At 69.7% G+C, this 17,884-nt stretch carries 14 protein-coding genes; 3 read left to right on the top strand and 11 right to left on the bottom strand.

Translation table 11 applies throughout. From position 1 onward, the window contains the following. Positions 1-50: 50 nt before the first annotated feature. The 8 genes from BLV60_RS23820 to BLV60_RS23785 form a co-directional block, all read right to left on the bottom strand. Complete coding sequence (locus tag BLV60_RS23820; RefSeq protein ID WP_093057752.1) at positions 51-758, bottom strand: AraC family transcriptional regulator; 708 nt, start codon at positions 756-758, stop codon at positions 51-53. A gap of 50 nt (positions 759-808) precedes the next feature. Next, the gene (locus BLV60_RS23815) at positions 809-1,360 is read right to left on the bottom strand and encodes a hypothetical protein (RefSeq protein ID WP_093057751.1); all 552 of its coding nucleotides are present in this window, start codon (positions 1,358-1,360) and stop codon (positions 809-811) included. Between the two features lie 43 nt (positions 1,361-1,403). Then, a complete protein-coding gene (locus BLV60_RS23810; protein ID WP_176928899.1) occupies positions 1,404-2,567 on the bottom strand; it encodes an SLC13 family permease in 1,164 nt (387 codons plus the stop codon). Then, positions 2,564-3,823, bottom strand: coding sequence for an MFS transporter (locus BLV60_RS23805; RefSeq protein WP_093057750.1), 1,260 nt, complete (start codon positions 3,821-3,823; stop codon positions 2,564-2,566). Before BLV60_RS23805 ends, BLV60_RS23810 begins: the two co-directional genes overlap by 4 nt. A 19-nt stretch (positions 3,824-3,842) precedes the next feature. Beyond that, positions 3,843-4,640 carry a hypothetical protein gene (locus BLV60_RS23800; protein ID WP_093057792.1) on the bottom strand — a complete coding sequence of 266 codons (798 nt, stop codon included), beginning with the start codon at positions 4,638-4,640 and terminating at the stop codon, positions 3,843-3,845. 151 nt (positions 4,641-4,791) lie between these two features. After that, entirely contained in the window at positions 4,792-6,153 is a 1,362-nt protein-coding gene (locus BLV60_RS23795; protein WP_093057749.1) for a sigma-54-dependent transcriptional regulator, read from the bottom strand. Then, positions 6,138-7,598 carry a sensor histidine kinase gene (locus tag BLV60_RS23790; RefSeq protein WP_093057791.1) on the bottom strand — a complete coding sequence of 487 codons (1,461 nt, stop codon included), beginning with the start codon at positions 7,596-7,598 and terminating at the stop codon, positions 6,138-6,140. Before BLV60_RS23790 ends, BLV60_RS23795 begins: the two co-directional genes overlap by 16 nt. A gap of 37 nt (positions 7,599-7,635) precedes the next feature. Next, positions 7,636-9,168, bottom strand: coding sequence for a class I adenylate-forming enzyme family protein (locus BLV60_RS23785; RefSeq protein ID WP_093057748.1), 1,533 nt, complete (start codon positions 9,166-9,168; stop codon positions 7,636-7,638). A gap of 179 nt (positions 9,169-9,347) precedes the next feature. Here BLV60_RS23785 and BLV60_RS23780 point away from each other — a divergent pair, with 179 nt between their 5' ends. Continuing rightward, entirely contained in the window at positions 9,348-9,845 is a 498-nt protein-coding gene (locus BLV60_RS23780; RefSeq protein ID WP_093057747.1) for a hypothetical protein, read from the top strand. Between the two features lie 17 nt (positions 9,846-9,862). On the opposite strand, the gene BLV60_RS23775 is transcribed toward BLV60_RS23780, so the two are convergent. Genes BLV60_RS23775 through BLV60_RS23765 form a run of 3 tightly spaced genes read right to left on the bottom strand, consistent with a single transcriptional unit; the run spans position 9,863 to position 15,652 of the window. Further along, entirely contained in the window at positions 9,863-11,305 is a 1,443-nt protein-coding gene (locus tag BLV60_RS23775; protein ID WP_093057790.1) for an efflux transporter outer membrane subunit, read from the bottom strand. Between the two features lie 5 nt (positions 11,306-11,310). Then, positions 11,311-14,448: an efflux RND transporter permease subunit gene (locus BLV60_RS23770; RefSeq protein WP_093057746.1), complete on the bottom strand. Its 3,138-nt coding sequence runs from the start codon at positions 14,446-14,448 to the stop codon at positions 11,311-11,313. A gap of 13 nt (positions 14,449-14,461) precedes the next feature. Beyond that, positions 14,462-15,652, bottom strand: coding sequence for an efflux RND transporter periplasmic adaptor subunit (locus BLV60_RS23765; RefSeq protein ID WP_093057789.1), 1,191 nt, complete (start codon positions 15,650-15,652; stop codon positions 14,462-14,464). A gap of 138 nt (positions 15,653-15,790) precedes the next feature. Here BLV60_RS23765 and baeS point away from each other — a divergent pair, with 138 nt between their 5' ends. Next, positions 15,791-17,176 (top strand): sensor histidine kinase efflux regulator BaeS, encoded by a 1,386-nt coding sequence (gene baeS, locus BLV60_RS23760; RefSeq protein ID WP_093057788.1) that lies wholly within the window; start codon positions 15,791-15,793, stop codon positions 17,174-17,176. Next, entirely contained in the window at positions 17,173-17,877 is a 705-nt protein-coding gene (locus BLV60_RS23755) for a response regulator (protein WP_256329533.1), read from the top strand. Before baeS ends, BLV60_RS23755 begins: the two co-directional genes overlap by 4 nt. Positions 17,878-17,884 lie beyond the last annotated feature (7 nt).

Raw genomic sequence — 17,884 nt, 5'->3', positions numbered from 1 at the left:
ATGACGGTCCGTCGTCGCGCAACGACGGTCTTGCGCCGGGGAGGGCGCAGTCAGCGGCGCAGTGCGGCTGTGAGTGCGGAGGGCGACCGGTAGCCCGTGCGGCGTGCCGCCTCAGCCACGCTCATGCCGCCCAGCCGCAGCTCACGCGCATGCGCCAGCCGCAGCGAGCGCAGCCAGTGCATCGCGCTCACGCCCTGCTCGTCGCGGCAGCGCTGCGCGAACTGGCTCGGGCTCAGACAGGCGACATCGGCCAGGTCGGCCACGCTCAACGGCTCGTGCCAGCGGGCCCGGGCCCAGTCGGCGAGCAGGGGCCAGTCGATACGACGTCGGCGCGAATCGGCAGATGCCGGCGCCGGGCTCCAGGCCTCCAGCAACAGCGCGGGGCCATGCTGCAATGCCAGGGCCGAGGCCTGTGGCTGCTTCATGCATTGCGCCAGGTAGCGCGCCAGCGCGTGCAGTTGCGGCGAATCGGGCGGTGCGCGCTCGGCGCAGCGGGCCCATGCCGGTTGCGTGGTGTCGAGCACCAGGCACAGGCTGCCGTGCTTGCGCGCGCTGAAGTCGTGCCGGTCGCCCGGGGCGACCACCTGCGCCTCGCCCGCGCCGATGCCGGCGCCCCGGCCTTCCACTTCGATCTCCAGCACGCCGTCGAGGCCGATCAGCACCTGGAAGTGGTCGTGCGCGTGGCTGCCATGCGAGTGGCCGTAGTCGCGCAGGGCGAGTTCATGGTGGGGCGACGGGGAGGAACCGAGGACAGGCATGGGCTGTCATGGATTGTCCGCGCAGCGCCCCGGCAATGCCACAGGCAGCATCAGCTTCCGTCGACGTCCTGCAGCGCCTGCCCGTTGACCCGCACCGCTTCGACCACGCGCCCCTGGCCCGTCGCCAGCGGCTGTGAGCGGCCCTCGGCCCGCACCTTGTCGCCGACCTTCAGGGCCAGCCGCGCGAGGCCGTCGGGCTTTGTGTGGACGAAGTCGCCGGTGTCCAGCACCACGCCGTTGGCCTGTCCGTGGCGCGCGTAGTTGAAGCGGACTACCGTGCCGTCGATGCGTTCGCCGGCGTCCACCTGCCGCGGCGCCTTGCCGTCGACCGAGGCCAGCCGCTCGAAGCGGTAGACCGTGTGTTCGGTTTCGCCTTTGGGCGAAGGGTCTTGTTCGATGCCCTCGATCACCAGCGCCTGGCCGGCCTGCAGGCCGGCAAACGCGGGCGCGGCGCATTCGTCGTGGCGATCGAACACGAACTGCGTGGGCACGCCGTCGGTGTCGATCAGCACGCCTTCGATGTGGCCCTTGGGGCTGTAGACCAGGTGCTGGAAACGGCCTTCGACCGACCAGACGTCGAGGGTGTCGTGAGGATGTGGCATGGAATGTCCTTTTTCGAGTGTGGTTGTGAAACGGAAAACGCGATCAACCGAGCCGCAGCAGCACCGCCGATGCCGCGCACACGATCAGGAAGGGAATGCTGATGCGATGGAACTCGCGCAACCCGTGCGGCACCTTGGCCAGCCGCAGCGCGATGAGATTGGCCAGCGAGCCCAGCACGCAGCCGAAGCCGCCCACGCTCACGCCCGCCGCCAGCGCGGGCAGGTCGTGCACGTAGCGGTCCAGCAGGATGGTGGCCGGCACATTGCTGATGAACTGCGAGGTGACGATGGCCGCGAGGTACGCGCGCCAGCCCTCGGCAATCGGCCACTGGCCCACCAGCGAAGCCACCGCCGGCAGTTCGGCGAGCTGGCGCAGGTCGACGAACATCAGCGCGATGATGGCGAGCAGCGCCCAGTCGACGCCCAGCAGCACGCGGCGCTGGAACAGCAGGTAGGCGACGAACACCACCGCCAGGCCCGCCAGCAGCCAGTGCCGGTCGAGCGCGACGACGAAGCCCACGAACAGCACGCCCGACAGCGCCAGCAGCCTCGGCTGAACCGGCGCGGCTTCGGCCGCCGGCTTGAGCGCGATGGCCGTGCGCGGCACCAGCAGCCACACGGCCACGAACAACCAGAACAGCATGACGAGCACGGTGGGCGCCATCATGAGCATGAAGCCGCCGAAGCTTTCGCCGGTGCGGTGCCACAGGTACAGGTTCTGCGGATTGCCGATGGGCGTGAGCGCGGAGCCCGCGTTCACCGCCAGCGCCTGGAGCACCACCAGCCGCGCCAGCGGCAGGTGCGCCTGCGTGGCCAGCACGCGCGTCAGAGGTACCAGCAGGAACAGGCTCACGTCGTTGGTGACCAGTGCCGACAGCACGGCGGCCGTGGCGGTGAGCAGCAGCGCCAGTTGGCGCAGATTGGTGGTGCGCGCCAGCAGCCGCTGGGCGGCCGACTGCAGCATGCCGCTCTTTTCCACGCCCTGCGTGATGGCGAGCAGCCCGGCCAGGGCCCCCACAGTCTGCCAGTCGATCAGCTTGAGCCAGTCCATCGGCGCGCGCGGGCGCACGAAGGCGAACAGCACCGCCACCGCCACCAGCACCCAGAGCAGGCCGTTTCCGCCGCCTTCGTGGGTTGCGGGAGCGTCGGCCCCGGAAGCGGCGGACGAGGAGGAAGATGCCAGGGTCGGCACGGTGTCTTTGGTCATGGAGCGGCGGTGGTCAGTACGGAGGCGGCCGGCGCGTTCGCCATCGAACGGCGCCGGTCGCGAGTTTCCGGCATTGCGAGCGCAAACAGCGTCAGCGCAGCGGCCGCGATGCCCGCCAGCATCACGAAGGCCGTGCCATAGCCGGCCAGGTGCGCGACCGTGCCCGCCACCAGGTTGCTGAGCGCCGCGCCAAGCCCCACGCAGGCCGCGCCGATGCCCAGCGCGAAGTTGAAGTGCCCGCTGCCGCGCGTGATGTCGCCGATCATCAAGGTCAGCATCACGCCGAAGATGCCCGCGCCGATGCCGTCCAGCACCTGCAGCGACAGCAGTGCGGCCGGGCTGTCGGCCAGCAGGTACAGCAGCCCGCGCACTGGGAGCACCGCGAAGCCGGCCAGGAAGATGGGTTTGCGCGCCAGCCGCGGCGCCCAGCGTCCGACCGCCAGGGCAATCGGAATGGTGACCAGCTGCGTGACGATCACGCCTCCCGACAGCCACAGCGTGGCCGAGGTGCCGGCCTGCGTGCCAACCTTCTGCGCCACCAGCGTGAGCATGGCGGCGTTGGCCAGGTGGAACAGGAAGGCGCAGACCAGCAGCACGATGAAGCGGCGGTCGTACCAGCGTGCGGTGGAACGTGGCGTGTCGGCTTCGTGATCGGCATCGGCGCCGCGCGCCAGCCGTGGATCGACGTCGCGCTTGCGGATCAGCATGGCCGCCGCGATGGTCGGCAGCGCCATCGCCACCGCGTAGAAGAACATGGCATGCGGCCCGAACGCGTGGCCCACCCAGCCGGTGCCCAGCGCCCACAGCACCGTGCCGGCCGCTGTGATCGCGGCGTTGCGGCCGACGCGCGCATCCAGCCCGGCGCGGCCCACCATGCCCAGGCTGACAGCCGCGATGGCCGGCGCCACCAGCGTGCCCGCAGCGCCGATGAGCGACTGGCCCGCCAGGATCACGCCGTAGCCCGGCCAGTTCGCCATGACCACCAGGCACACCGCGATGAGCGAAATGGCGCCCGCGATCCAGCGCGGCTTGTGCCGCGCGCTGTCGATCAGCGCACCGGCCGGCGCCTGCACCAGCAGCCCGACCAGCGCCGAGACGAACATCACGGTGCCGATGCGCTGCGGGTCCCAGGCCAGCGTGCCGGCCATGAAGACGATCAGGAACGGGCCGACGCCGCCCTGGATGTCGGGCGCGAAGAAGGCCAGTGCGTCGAGTGCGCGCAGGCTGCGGCGCGAAGGTGCGGCGGAGGAGGTCATGGCAGGCTGGACTGGAAGATCAGGACGCCGGCATCGGGGCCGGTGGCGCCATCAGCGGCGCGTATGGCGCGGGGCCGGCGCCCCTCGGACCACGGGGACCGCCGGGGCCTCGGTGCGCAGGCACCAGCCCCGGGCCGCCGAACACCTCGCGCGCCGTGTCCGCGGTCGGACCCATGCTGGTGGCCTCCAACGCCGTGCCCTGTGCGCCGCGCGTGCCCCAGCCGCGCGCATGGAACTGGGCGCCGGGCTGCAGTTGCGCGCCGTACATCGCGCCGATGTGCGGCGGAAAGCGCACGGTGGTCTTGTCCGCAAGCAGCACGCCGTGCACGTCGCCACGGTCGGTGTACAGCAGGCGATCGATGCGCCCGCCCGCCGACAGGGCAACGAGCGCGCCCGGCTCGCGCGGCGGCGGGGCCATGCCGGGCACCGGCGGCTCGTCGGTCACGCTGCGGCCGTTGGCGGCGAGCGACTGCATGCGCACCACCGGCACGCCGGGTGCGCGCCAGCCGCTGACCTGCACCGTATCGCCGGGCCTGAGTACCTGCATTACGGCGGCCGAGAGGTGCGGCGGAAATGCGACCTGCGTGCCGTCGGCCAGCAGCAGCCCGTCGGCCTCGCCGTTCGGGTTGAGCAGCCATTGCTGCACGCGGCCGCTGGCGACCGTGCCCGCTGTCGGCACGGCGTGTGGCAGTGGCGCGGTGGCGCCGGGCCGCTGCGGGGGGAGCGGTCCGCCCGGTGGTGGGGGCGGCATCTGGGCGAAGGCGGCGCTGCCGGCCAGCAGGCAGGCGGCGGCGATGAAGGTGATACGGGGTGTCATGGTCAGCTCCTTGTGTGGATGGATGCCCAAGGACATCTCACACAACGTGCCAGCGCATGAATCCTTTTAAATCAACGACTTGCGCGTGTCCGGCAGCCGGCGTCCGCATGATCCGGAGACACCGGGTGTCCGGTTTGCGGACACCTGCGGCTCATTCGAGCCCGTACTGCGCCAGCTTGCGATACAGCAGTTGCCGGTGAATGCCCAGCCGGCGTGCCGTTTCGGCGCGGTTGCCCTGCGTCTGCGCGAGCGCGTGGGCGATCAGCAGGCGCTCGAGCTTCTCGACGGCGGCTGGCAGTTCGCCCTCGAGCCAGTCGGCGGGCAGCGTGGCGGGGGCTTCGCCGGGAGCTGCGGCACCGAGCGCGAGGTTCAGGTCCGCGCCGCCGATCACGCGGTGCCGCACCAGCGCATGGCAGCGCTCCATCACGTTGCGCAGCTCTCGCACGTTGCCCGGCCACGGGTGGCTCAGCAGCCGCTGCGCCGCCTCGGCCGACAGCGCCTTGGGCACGGCATCGGGCGCACCTTGCAAGGCGGCGCGGCGCAGGAAGTGCTCCGCCAGCGGAATGATGTCGGCCAGTCGCTCGCGCAGCGGCGGCATGCGGATCGACAGCACGTCGAGCCGGTACAGCAGGTCTTCCCGGAAGCGTCCTTCGCGCACGGCGGCGGCCAGGTCGCGGTGCGTGGCAGCGACCACGCGCACGTCGACCTTCACCGTCTTGTGGCTGCCCAGCGGCGTGACCTCGCCCTCCTGCAGCGCGCGCAATATCTTGGCCTGCACGTCCAGCGCCATGTCGCCGATCTCGTCGAGCAGCAGCACGCCGCCGTCGGCCGCGCGAAAGCACCCGGGCCGATCGCCGGTGGCGCCGGTGAAGGCGCCGCGCACGTGGCCGAAGAGTTCGCTTTCGAGCAGTTCCTTCGGAATGGCCGAGCAGTTGACGGCCACGAAAGGGCGTTCGGCGCGGGCCGAGTAGCGGTGCAGGGCGCGCGCCACCATTTCCTTGCCGGTGCCTGTCTCGCCGAGCACCAGCACCGGCATCGCGTTGGCGGCGGCCAGGCCGATGCGCTTGTGCACCTCGCGCATCGCCTGGCTCGGGCCGATCAGGTCGCCGTCGTCGTCCCCGGTGTTGCTGGCGGACGGCGAGGCTGCCGTGTGCCGCTGAAGCGCGCGTTCCAGCACCTCGCGCACCGCCTCGCGGCTGATCGGCTTGGCCAGGTGGTCGAAGGCACCCAGCCGCATCGCCTCGATGGTGTTGCCCGCGCTCGAGAACGCGGTGAGCACGATCACCGGCGGCAGCCGCGCCATACGCGCCTGCAGGGCCGCAAGCGTCTGCAGGCCGTCCATGCCGGGCATGCGGTGGTCGAGGAACACGGCGTCGAAGCGCTCGCGCGACAGCGTCTCGATGGCCTCGTTGCCGCTGGCGACGGGGACCGTCTCGTGGCCCAGGCCCTGCAGCGTTTCGGCCAGCGTGTCGCGAAACGCGTTGTCGTCGTCGACGATCAGGAGGTGCGCCATGGAAGTTCCAGTTCGAAGCGGGTGCCCGGTGTCAGCGGCATGTGATGCAAGTCACCGCCGTGCGCCAGCGCCACTTCGCGCGCCAGCGCCAAGCCCAGCCCGGTGCCGTCGGCGCGGCCGGTGGCGAAGGGCTCGAACAGGCTGGCTTGCAGCGATTCGGGCACGCCGGGGCCGTCGTCGTCCACGCGGATGGCCAGCGTGCGCGCATCGGGCTGCAGGGCCGAGAGCACGACGTGGCCGCCGCGCGGCGCATGGCGCACCGCGTTGTCGAGCAGGTTGTCGACCGCGCGCGCCAGGTGCACCGGGTCGAACACGGCGCTGGCGGGCCTGTCGTGCTGCAGCGTGACCTGCACGCCGGCGGCATCGGCCTTGGGCGCCACGGCGGCCACACGCTCGTCGAGCCAGCGGTGCAGCTCCACTTTTACCGGAGCCAGCGTCACCGGCTGCACGAGCGCAAGAAGGCTCTGCACCAGCCCATCGAGCCGGTCGATCTGCCCGACGATCACGCGCAGTGCCTCGCCCTGCTTCTCGGGCGTGGCGGCCAGCGCGTTCTCGGCCTTCAGCCGCATGGTGGCGATGGGGTTGCGGATCTCGTGCGCGATGCCGCCCGTCATGCGGCCCAGCGCGGCCAGGCGCTGGTCGCGGCTGCGCTGCTGGGCGGCCGCGCGCAGGTGGGCGCGGGCCTCCTCGAAGCGCTGGCGGTAGTGGTTGAAGCCGTCGACGATGCGGTCGAGCTCGCGCACGCCGGTGCGAGGCAGCTCGGGCATGGCGCCGCCGTCGGCATCGGCCTGCGCCAGCCGGTTTTCCAGGCGTTGCACGTGGCGCAGTCCGCGCAGCAGGATGAAGCCCAGCCACAGGCCCGAAGCCAGCACCAGCAGCAGCAACACGCCCAGCCCGGTGCGCAGGCTGTCCTGCGCAGCCAGCGCACCGCCGTTGGTGCGGGTCATGGTCCAGGCCGCCAGGTCGTTGCCCGGCGCCGCCAGCGGACAGGCCGCGACGATCAGCGCCTCGCGGCTGCCGCGCACCACGTCGGTCTGCGGCTGTTGCGTGCGGGCCGCAAGCTGCGCCATTTCGGCGATCAGCGGCTGCTCGGCGGCAGGCACGTCGCGCTTCACGCCGCTGCCTTCGTAGGTGGGGTAGGCGTAGGCCAGCTGGCCGCCGCTGGCCTGCCACACGCCGCCTTCGACGTGCGGCGCCTCGACCAGCACCAGCTGCAGCAGCACTTGCAGCAGGTCGACCTGGGGTTGTGCGGGGGCGGGCGCGGTGGCCGACCTGGCATAGCGCGCGGCGATGGCCCGGCATGACTGCTCGGTGGCCGTGCGCCCCGCCGCCACCTGCGCCCCCGCACTGCTGCGGTACAGCGTGAGCATCACCACGGCCAGCGCGGCGCACATGCCGAACAACAGCACCCAGAAGAACAGCAACTGACCGCGCAGGGATTTCATCTGGCGCGGTCCTGCTCCGCCTTCGGGCCGCTGCGCATCAGCCGTGGTCACGTTCACGCAGTTCGCGCTTGAGCACCTTGCCGATCGCACTGCGCGGCAGCTCGTCGATGAAGCTCAGCCGCGCCAGGCGCTGCGTCTTGCCGAGCTGCGCGTTGGTCCATTGCAGCAGCGCGTCTTCGCTCGTGGCGTCGCCCTCGCGGCGCACCACGAAGGCCACCGGCGTCTCGCCCCATTGCTCCGACGGTACGCCGACCACGGCCACATCGGCCACCGCCGCATGGCCGCGCAGCACGGCCTCGAGGTCGCTCGGGTAGATGTTGAAGCCGCCGCTGATGATCATGTCCTTCTTGCGGTCGAACAGCGTGAGGAAGCCGTCGGCGTCGAAGCGGCCCACGTCGCCGGTGCGGATGAAGCGCTTGCCGCTGGCGTCGAACCACTCGGCCTCGCGTGTCTTCTCCGGCTGGCGGTGGTAGCCGGTCATCATGCCGCCCGAGTGGCCCACCACCTCGCCGGCCACCTCGGTGTTGCCGCGCGGCAGCTCGTTGCCTTCCTCGTCGATCAGGCGGATGTCGCTGCCCTCGGCGGGCTGGCCCACCGTGTGCAGCTTGGTCGGGTGCAGGTGCGCTTCCAGGATGCAGGTGCCGCCGCCTTCGGTCATGCCGTAGAACTCGATCAGCCCGCCGGGCCAGCGCTTGAGCACGTCGGCCTTGAGCGCGGCGTTGAAGGGCGCGCTGGTGCTGAACTTGAACTTGTACGAAGACAGGTCGTGCTCGTCGAAGCGCGGGTGCGCCATCAGCCGCTGGTACTGCACCGGCACGAGCATGGTGTGCGTCACGCGGCGCTTCTCGGCCAGCTGCAGGTAGCCGAGCGCGTCGAACTTGGGCATCAGCACCACGCAGCCGCCGAAAGCCAGCGTGGGGAAGAACACCACCAGCGTGGTGTTGGAGTAGAGCGGCGTCGACAGCAGCGTGACGGTGTCGGTGCTGTATTCGTACCTGGCGCCGCGCTGCACGTGGGACCAGCGCATGCCGTGGCCCTGCACGATGCCCTTGGGCTCGCCGGTGGTGCCCGACGAATAGATGATGTTGAAGGCCCACGAGGGCTGCACCTCGACGGCCTCGGGCTGCGAACCGGCCGGCGCCAGCCAGTCTTCGATGTCGCGGCCGACCTGCGAGCCGTCCAGTGCCACGCGCGGAATGCCGCCTTCCTTCGCGGGGCCGATCACGTCGGCTGCCGATGCGTCACTGAACAGGATGCGCGCGTCGGCGTCCTCGATCATTCGGGCCAGGCTGGCGGGCGTGGAGCCGGGCGCCAGCGGGGCCACCGCGACGCCCGCGCGCAGCGCACCCAGGAACACGGCCGCGTAGTTCACCGACGACGAGGCACAGATGGCGATGGCGTCGCCCGCCTTGAGCCCGTCGCGCTGCAGGCTGGCCGCGACGCGGTCCATCAGCGCGTCGAGCGCGCGGTAGTCCAGCGTGCGCGTGGCATCCGCCAGCGCGGCGTGGTCGGGGGTGTGTTGTGCGTGGAGGCGAACCAGATCGGCAATGGCGCCGAAACTGCGTTCCATAGAGGCTTGAACAGCGGGGTGCATGGGAGAGTCAGTCCTTCATCTTGGCCAGCCGGCAGGATAGCGGACCTGTCGCGCGTGGCCAGCGCCTGGGCGACGCCTGCCGGTGCAGGACACAGCGCCGTCAGTTGCCGATCAGGAAGGCGGGGCCACGATGCCCGACCACCAAGGAGCTCACCATGGGATTACTCGACATCCTCCAGCAGGCCATCGGCAACAACAGCAACAACGCCGAAGACCACATCGACCAGGTCGCGCAGCACGCCTCGCCCGGCGAACTTGGCGCGGGGCTCGCCGCGGCCATGCGCTCGGACCAGACGCCGCCTTTCGGCGACACGGTCGGCAAGCTGTTCGGCCAGTCGTCGCCCACGCAGCAGGCTGGTGTGCTCAACCAGATCCTGGCCACGCTGGGCCCGGCCGCCGCCTCGGCGCTGGCCGGCGGCGTGCTCGGGCGCGTGCTGCAGCCGGGGCAGACGCAGGTCACGCCCGACCAGGCCTCGCAGCTGTCGCCCGCGCAGGTGACCGAGATCGCCACGCACGCCGAGCAGCAGCATGCCGGCGTCATCGACGAGGTGAGCCAGTTCTACGCGCAGCACTCGGGGCTGATCAAGACACTGGGCGGCGCGGCCATCGCCATCGCGCTGGCGAAGATGAAAGAGAACGCTACGCGGGGCTGACGGACTCCGGGGGGCGGTCAGCGTGCCGACGCGGTGGTCTCGGCCCGCACCGTCTCCCCGCCGCCCATCACCTTGTAGAGCGTGATGCGGTTGCTCTGCTCCGACAGTCGCAAGCCGATCAGCGTCTGCTGCGCCGTATACAGCGAACGCTGCGCGTCCAGCACTTCGAGAAAGCTGTAGCTGCCGCTGCGGTAGAGCGCGTTCGACAGCGTGTAGCTCTTCTGCGTGGCATCGACCAGCGATTGCTGCGCCGCAATCTGCTCGCCGATCGAGCCGCGCGTGGCCAGCGCATCGGCCACTTCCTTGAACGCGGTCTGCACCGTCTTCTCGTAGGTGGCGAGGTCGATCTCGCGCTGCGCCTTCGCCGAGTCGAGGCTGGCGCGGTTGCTGCCGGCGTTGAAGATCGGCAGGCTGACCGACGGTGCGAAGCTCCAGGTGCTGTTGCCGCCCTTGAACAAGCCCGACAGCGCCGTGCTCGACGAGCCCGAACTCGCGGTCAGCGAGATCGTCGGGAAGAAGGCCGCGCGCGCCGCGCCGATGTCGGCGTTCGAGCCTTGCAGCGTGTGCTCGGCGGCCAGCACATCGGGCCGCTGCTGCAGCAGTGTCGAAGGCAGCCCCGCGGGCACGTCGACCAGTGCGCTGGCCGTGGCCATGCCTGCGGCCGGCAATAGCTCGTCGGGCACGGTGGCGCCGGCCAGCAGGTCCAGCGCGTTGCGATCGAGCGCTACCTGCGCGGTGTAGCTGGCCACGTCCACACGCGCCGAATCAACGGTCGTCTGCGCCTGGGCCAGCGACAGCGCCGAGCTGGCGCCCAGTTCATGCATGCGGCCGGTCAGCGCATACGTGCGCTGCTGGCTGGCCAGCGTGTCCTGCGCGAGCTTCAGCCGTTCGTTGTCCGCGGCCAGCGTGAGCCAGGCCGAGGCGACTTCCGCCACCAGGCTGATCTGCGTGCTGCGGGTCGTGGCCTCGGTCGACAGGTAGCTCTGCAGCGCCGCCTCGTTGAGGTTGCGCACGCGGCCGAACAGGTCGAGCTCGTAGCTGCTGAAGCCCAGCGACGCGCTGTACGTCGAGCCGATGGACGATTCGCCGCTGCTGCTTGTTGCCGCCGAGGTGCGCGCGCGGGTGGCACCCGCCGTGGCCGCGATGCTGGGGAACAGTTCGGCGCGCTGCACGCCGTATTGCGCGCGAGCCTTCTCGATGTTCTGCACCGCCACGCGCAGGTCGCGGTTGTTGGCCAGCGCGAGCGCGATGGTGCGGCGCAGCCGGTCGTCGGTGATGAAGCTCTGCCAGCCGGTGGTGGCGGAGACGGTTGCATCCTTGGCCTCCTTCGCACCCGTGGAGGCCGGCCAGGTGGCGGGCACCGGCGCTTCGGGCCGCGAGTACACGGGCGCGAGGTTGACGCAGCCGGCCAGCAGCGCGGCTGCAACGAGTGCGGAGAGTCTGAAATGAATTCGGGTCATGGCGTTCATGCCTCAGGCAGCGCGGTCAGCGTGGATGCCGCCGCGGGTTTTTTCTTTTGCGCGAAGAAGCGCCGGATCACGACGAAAAACAGCGGCACGAAGAAGATACCCAGCGCGGTGGCGGTCGCGATGCCGCCGAGCACGCCCACGCCGATGGCGCGGCGGCTGCCCGAGCCCGCGCCGGTGCTCAGCGCCAGCGGCAGCACGCCGAACATAAAGGCCAGCGAGGTCATGAGGATGGGCCGCAGCCGCAGGCGCACGGCCTGCAGCGTGGCCTCGACCAGCGCAACGCCTTCGTCCTGCAGCTGCTTGGCGAATTCCACGATCAGGATCGCGTTCTTCGCCGACAGCCCCACCGTGGCCAGCAGCCCCACCTGGAAGTACACGTCGTTCGACAGCCCCGCCAGCTTCGTGGCCAGCACCGCGCCCAGCACGCCCAGCGGCACCACCAGCATCACCGAGAACGGCACAGACCAGCTCTCGTACAGCGCGGCCAGGCACAGGAACACGAACAAAATCGACACCGCGTAGAGCAGCGGCGCCTGCGAGCCCGACAGGCGTTCCTGATACGAGCTGCCGGTCCATTCGTAGCCGATGCCCTGCGGCAGCTGCTTCATGATGTTTTCCACCGCGTCCATCGCCGCGCCCGAGCTCACACCCGCGGCGGGGTCGCCGATCAGCTCGAACGACGACATGCCGTTGTAGCGCGACAGCTGCGGCGAGCCGTACGTCCAGCGGCTGCTGGCGAAGGCCGAGAACGGCACCATCTCGCTGCTGGCGTTGCGCACGTACCAGCTGTTCACGCTGTCAGGCTGCATGCGGAAGGGCGCGTCGGCCTGCACGTAGACCTTCTTCACGCGGCCGTTGTTGATGAAGTCGTTCACGTAGCTGCCGCCCATGGCGCTCGACAGCGTGTCGTTGATGTCCGAGGTCGAAAGGCCCAGCGCCGAAGCCTTGCGGTCGTCGATGTCGATGGCGAACTGCGGTGTGTCGTCCAGGTTGTTGCTGCGCACCTGGCTCAGCGCGGGGTCTTTCTTGGCCAGGGCCAGGAACTGCTCGCGCGCCTGTGCCAGCGCATCGTGGCCGATGCCGCCCAGGTCCTGCAGCTGCACGTCGAAGCCCGCGTTCGAGCCCAGGCCGCGCACGGCGGGCGGCAGCATCACGAACACGTTGGCGTTGCTGGTGCGCGCGGCCATCTCCATCGTGAAGCGGCGCGACAGCGATGCGGCGTCTTGCCCGTCGCCGCCACGCTCGCTCCAGTCCTTCAGCGTGATGAAGGCATTGCCCGTGGCCTGGTCGCCGCTCAGGCCGGTCAGCGTGATGTAGTGGCTGACTTCCTTCTGCGAGGACAGGTATTGCTCGAAGCGCTTCATGGTCTGCTGCAGCTGCTCGTCGGTGGCGCTGGCGGGCAGCTTCACCTGGGCCATCAGCGTGCCCTGGTCTTCGTCGGGCAGGAACGAGGTGGGCAGGCGCATGAAGGTCACGGCCAGCACGCCCACCAGCAGCGCGTACACCAGCAGGCTGCGCTTGCCGCGCCGCAGCAGGCCGCCGACGCCCGAGCGGTAGCGGTCTGCATTGCGCTCGAAGTTGCGGTTGAACCAGCCGAAGAAGCCGCGCTTCTCCTGATGGTGGCCGGCCTCCACGGGCTTGAGCAGCGTGGCGCACAGCGCCGGCGACAGCGTGAGCGCCACCAGCACCGACAGCAGCATGGCCGCGACGATGGTCACCGAGAACTGGCGGTAGATCACGCCCGTCGAGCCGCCGAAGAAAGCCATGGGAATGAACACCGCCGACAGCACCAGTGCAATGCCCACCAGCGCGCCGGTGATCTCGCGCATCGACTTGCGCGTGGCTTCCTTCGGCGAGAGCCCTTCCTCGGTCATGAGCCGCTCGACGTTCTCCACCACCACGATGGCGTCGTCCACCAGGAGGCCGATGGCCAGCACCATGCCGAACATGGTCAGCGTGTTGATCGAGTAGCCCAGCAGCGCCAGCACGCCGAAGGTGCCCAGCAGCACCACCGGTACCGCGATGGCGGGCACCAGCGTGGCGCGCAGGTTCTGCAAAAAGAGGTACATGATCAGCACGACCAGCACCATCGCCTCGCCCAGCGTCTTGGCCACTTCCTCGATGGAGATGCGCACGAAGGGCGTGGTGTCGTAGCCGACCACGGCCTTCATCTGGTTGGGGAAGAAGGGCGCCAGCTCCGCGAGCTTGGCCTTCACCGCGTTCGACACCGTGAGCGCGTTGGCGCCGGTGGCCAGCTTCACGCCCATGCCGGACGACGGCTTGCCGTCGAAGCGCGAGCTGACGGTGTAGCTCTCGCTGCCGAGTTCGATGCGCGCGACGTCGCCCAGCCGCACGATCGCGCCGCTGCTGCTGTCCGACTTGACGATCACCTCGCGGAACTGGTCGGCGGTGCGCAGCTTGCTGCGCGCGGTGATGGTCGCGGTGAGCCGCTGGCCCGCGGCCGCCGGCAGCGCGCCGAGCTGGCCGGCCGAGACTTCGGTGTTCTGGCTGGTGAGCGCGCTGGTCACGTCCGAGGGCATCAGCGAATACTTCTGCAGCCTGGCGGGGTCGAGCCAGATGCGCATGGCATAGCCCGAACCCAGCGTCTGCACGTCGCCCACGCCGTCGATGCGGCTGAGCACGTCGAGCAGGCTGCTGGAGATGTAGTCGCCGATGTCGGTGGCCGAGGCGCTGCCGTCCTGCGAGACCAGCGAGACGATCATCAGGAAGTCGGTGCCCGACTTGGTGACCGTCACGCCCTGGCTCTGCACCGATTGCGGCAACTGCGACTCGGCCTGCTGCAGCTTGTTCTGCACCTGCATCTGCGCCACGTCGGCGTTGGTGCCGGCCTCGAAGGTGAGCTCGATGCGCGCGGTGCCCGACGAGGTGCTGCTCGACGACATCGAGACGAGCCGGTCGAGGCCCTTCATCTTCTGCTCGATCACCTGCGTGACCGAGTCCTCGATGGTCTTGGCCGAGGCACCGGGGTAGGTCGCGTTGATGGAGACCTTGGTGGGTGCGATGTTGGGGTATTGCTCCAGCGAAAGCGTGGCAATGGACAGCCCGCCGGCAAGCATGATGACGATGGCGATGACCCACGCGAAGATGGGCCGGTCGATGAAGAAGCGTGCCATGTGCGTTGCTTCCTCAGCGGCTGGTGCCGGCGCTTGCCGCGCTGGCCACCGTTGCGGTGGTGTCGGCGGTCACGGGTTTCACTGTGTCGCCCACTTTGACTTTGAGCGAGCCCTCGACGATCACGCGCTCGCCCGCCTTCAGCCCGTCGGTCACTTGCCAGCGATTGCCGACCGCGCGCGACACCTTCAGCGCGCGCTTCTCGACCTTGTTGTCGGCTGTGACCACCAGCGCGGAGGCATCGCCGCTGGCCGTGCGTGTCACGCCCTGCTGCGGCACCAGCAGCGCCCGTTCGGCCACGCCCTCTTCGAGCACTGCGCGCACGTACATGCCGGGCAGTAGCGTGCGCTCTGGGTTCGGCACCAGGATGCGCAGCGTGACCGCGCCCGTGCCTTCGCTGACGGTGACGCTCGCGAACTGCAGGCGCCCGGCGTGGGCGTAGACCGTGCCGTCTTCCAGCAGCAGCTTCACCGAGGCTTCACTCTTGTCGCCGCTGCTCTTGAGCGTGCCGGCGGCCAGCTCGCGCTGCAGCCGCAGCAGCTCGGTGGTCGATTGCGTCACGTCGACATGGATCGGGTCGAGCTGCTGCACGGTCGTGAGCGCGGTGGTCTGGCTGGCCGTGACCAGCGCGCCCGGCGTGACCGTCGAGGCCTCGATGCGCCCAGCGATCGGCGCGGTGATACGTGTGAAGCCGAGGTTGATGCGCGCCGTGTCGAGCGAGGCGCGGGCCACGCCGAGCTCGGCCTCGGCCTGCTGCAGCGTGGCCTGGCTGTCGTCGTTGGTCTGCTGGCTGACGGCGTCGATCTTCGCGAGCTCGGCATTGCGGCGCGCGGTGACCTTCGCGGAGTTGACCGTGGCCTCGGCCTTGGCGACGCTGGCCTGCGCGCTGGCGTAGGACGCCTTGTAGCTGGCGGGGTCGAGCTGGTAGAGCACCTGCCCGGCCTTGACCAGCGCACCTTCTTCGAACAGGCGCTGCTGCACGATGCCGCCGACCTGCGGGCGGATCTCCGCGCTCAGGCGGGCGCGGGTGCGGCCCGACAGCTCGGTGGTGATCGGCTGGTTCTCGGGCTGTATGGTCACCACGCCGACTTGCGCGGCGGGGAGCTGGGGCGGTGCGGAAGAAGAGCCGGAGCATCCCGCGATCGCGCCCAGCAGGCCGAAGGCCAGGGCGCACGCGAGGCCGGTGCGGATGAAGCGGGAAGACATGTTCAGAAGATTCCAATCGGGTTTGGAATCCATGGTCTTCAGTGAATGTGGAGCGAATGTGGAGGTCCCTGCGGCATGCACGGCCATGGGCGCTGAATGCACCGCGCGGGCCTCATCTGGCTTATCTTGTGGCCCTTCATGAAGATCAGCATCACCACCAAGCTCTTTCTCGCCGTGCTGGCCACCGCCGTGCTGGCCGTGGTCGCGATGGGCGCGGCCTCGCGCTGGAACTTCGAGCGCGGCTTTGTCGGCTACCTCAACGAGCAGGGCGTGGAGCGGCTCGACTCCGTGCTGCCGAACGCCGTTGCGGCCTACCGGCAGAACGGCAGCTGGGACTTCCTGCGAGACAACCCCCGCCCCTGGTTCGAGATCATGCGGCCCGCGCCTTCCGCCTCGGGCGAGCGCTTCGAGCCGGGGCGCACCCCGGCGCTGGTGTCCGACCTGACGGGCGCCGTGCTGCGCATCGCGCTGCTCGATACGGACAGGAAGGTGATCGTGGGCTTCAGGGAGATTCGCAAGGGTGCCATTGAACGTGCCGTGGTGGTCGACGGCAAGACCGTGGGCTGGGTCGCGATGATGCCGTTCCAGAGCGTGAGCGAGGCCGGCGACCAGCGCTTCCAGAAAAACCAGCTGCGCGCGAGTTGGGTCATCGGCAGCCTGTGCGTGCTGCTGGCCGCGGGCATCGCGTGGTGGATCGCGCGGGTGCTGCTCGCGCCCGTCAAGCGTGTGGCGGCGGCCACGCACCGATTGACATCGGGCGACTACGCGAGCCGCGTGGCGGTGGCATCGCACGATGAGGTGGGGCAACTGGCGCGTGACTTCAATTCGCTGGCCTTCACCTTGCAGCGCAACGAGCGGATGCGTCGCGAGTTCATGGCCGACGTGTCGCACGAGCTGCGCACGCCGCTGGGCGTGCTGCACGGCGAGCTGGAGGCAATGGAAGACGGCGTGCGCCGCCTCGACGCGCAGGCCGTGCGCTCGCTGCAGCACGAAGTGGGCATGCTCAACAAGCTGGTGACCGACCTGTACGACCTGTCGATGGCGGACGTGGGCGCACTCGCGTACCGCAAGGCCGACATCAACCTGCGCGAGCTGCTGGAGCTGAGCGTGGATTCGTTCCGCGAGAGGCTGGCTTCGGCTGGCCTGCGACTGGAGCTGGTGCTGCCCGCGCAGCCGCTGATGATGTTCGCCGACGAACGGCGCATGCAGCAGCTCTTCAGCAACCTCGTGCTCAACGCCTGCCGCTACACCGACGCGGGCGGCATGCTGCGCATCGAGGCACGCGAGGCCGACAACCAGATCGCGATCGATCTCATGGATTCGGCGCCTGGCGTCGACGCGGCGCTGCTGCCGCGCCTGTTCGAGCGTTTTTTCCGCGGCGAGGGTTCGCGCAACCGGGCCAGTGGCGGCGCGGGCCTTGGCCTTGCCATCTGCCGCAGCATCGTCGAGGCGCATGGCGGCACCATCGAGGCGAAGGCTTCGCCGCTGGGCGGGCTGTGGATTGCGGTGCGGCTACCGCAATGAACGACACGATCATGGCAACTGCTTCTTCTTCGTCCGCGCACATCCTGATCGTCGAGGACGAGCCGCGCATGGCGGCGCTGCTCGCCGACTACCTCCAGGCCTCGGGCTACACCTCGCAATGGATCGCCAACGGGCTGGAGGTTGTGCCCTCCGTGAAGGCTCGCCGGCCGGACCTTGTGCTGCTCGACCTGATGCTGCCCGGACAGGACGGCATGAGCGTGTGCCGCGAGCTGCGGTTGTTCAGCGAGGTGCCCGTCATCATGCTCACGGCGCGCGTCGAAGAGGCCGACCGCCTGATGGGCCTCGAGATCGGCGCTGACGACTACATCTGCAAGACGCCATTCAGTCCGCGCGAGGTGGTGGCGCGCGTGAAGGCGCTGCTGCGCCGCAGCGGCTATGCGTCGCGCGAGGCATCGCCCCTGCAGATCGACGAGCAGACGTACAAGGCGACGCTGCACGGCACCCCGCTGGGGCTCACGCCGATCGAGTTCCGCCTGCTGAAGGCGCTGGCCGATGCTCGGGGCCGCGTGCTGTCGCGCGACAAGCTGCTCGACCATGTGCATGCAGACCAGCGCGCGGTGACCGATCGGGCGGTGGACAGCCATGTGAAGAACCTGCGCCGCAAGCTCGATGCGGCGAGCCGGGGGCAGGAGTTGATACGGTCGATTTATGGAGTGGGGTACCGGCTCGACTTGCCTTGATCGCCGC

The sequence above is a fragment of the Variovorax sp. YR634 genome (assembly GCF_900106655.1).
Taxonomy (GTDB): domain Bacteria; phylum Pseudomonadota; class Gammaproteobacteria; order Burkholderiales; family Burkholderiaceae_C; genus Variovorax.
This window is presented reverse-complemented; position numbering and strand designations above follow the sequence as displayed.

Bases quoted from the DNA above. Each gene is read 5' to 3' on its own strand.
- BLV60_RS23820 (WP_093057752.1), bottom strand. From the start codon at position 758: ATGCCTGTCCTCGGTTCCTCCCCGTCGCCCCACCATGAACTCGCCCTG.
- BLV60_RS23815 (WP_093057751.1), bottom strand. From the start codon at position 1,360: ATGCCACATCCTCACGACACCCTCGACGTCTGGTCGGTCGAAGGCCGT.
- BLV60_RS23810 (WP_176928899.1), bottom strand. From the start codon at position 2,567: ATGACCAAAGACACCGTGCCGACCCTGGCATCTTCCTCCTCGTCCGCC.
- BLV60_RS23805 (WP_093057750.1), bottom strand. From the start codon at position 3,823: ATGACCTCCTCCGCCGCACCTTCGCGCCGCAGCCTGCGCGCACTCGAC.
- BLV60_RS23800 (WP_093057792.1), bottom strand. From the start codon at position 4,640: ATGACACCCCGTATCACCTTCATCGCCGCCGCCTGCCTGCTGGCCGGC.
- BLV60_RS23795 (WP_093057749.1), bottom strand. From the start codon at position 6,153: ATGGCGCACCTCCTGATCGTCGACGACGACAACGCGTTTCGCGACACG.
- BLV60_RS23790 (WP_093057791.1), bottom strand. From the start codon at position 7,598: ATGAAATCCCTGCGCGGTCAGTTGCTGTTCTTCTGGGTGCTGTTGTTC.
- BLV60_RS23785 (WP_093057748.1), bottom strand. From the start codon at position 9,168: ATGGAACGCAGTTTCGGCGCCATTGCCGATCTGGTTCGCCTCCACGCA.
- BLV60_RS23780 (WP_093057747.1), top strand. From the start codon at position 9,348: ATGGGATTACTCGACATCCTCCAGCAGGCCATCGGCAACAACAGCAAC.
- BLV60_RS23775 (WP_093057790.1), bottom strand. From the start codon at position 11,305: ATGACCCGAATTCATTTCAGACTCTCCGCACTCGTTGCAGCCGCGCTG.
- BLV60_RS23770 (WP_093057746.1), bottom strand. From the start codon at position 14,448: ATGGCACGCTTCTTCATCGACCGGCCCATCTTCGCGTGGGTCATCGCC.
- BLV60_RS23765 (WP_093057789.1), bottom strand. From the start codon at position 15,652: ATGTCTTCCCGCTTCATCCGCACCGGCCTCGCGTGCGCCCTGGCCTTC.
- baeS (WP_093057788.1), top strand. From the start codon at position 15,791: ATGAAGATCAGCATCACCACCAAGCTCTTTCTCGCCGTGCTGGCCACC.
- BLV60_RS23755 (WP_256329533.1), top strand. From the start codon at position 17,173: ATGAACGACACGATCATGGCAACTGCTTCTTCTTCGTCCGCGCACATC.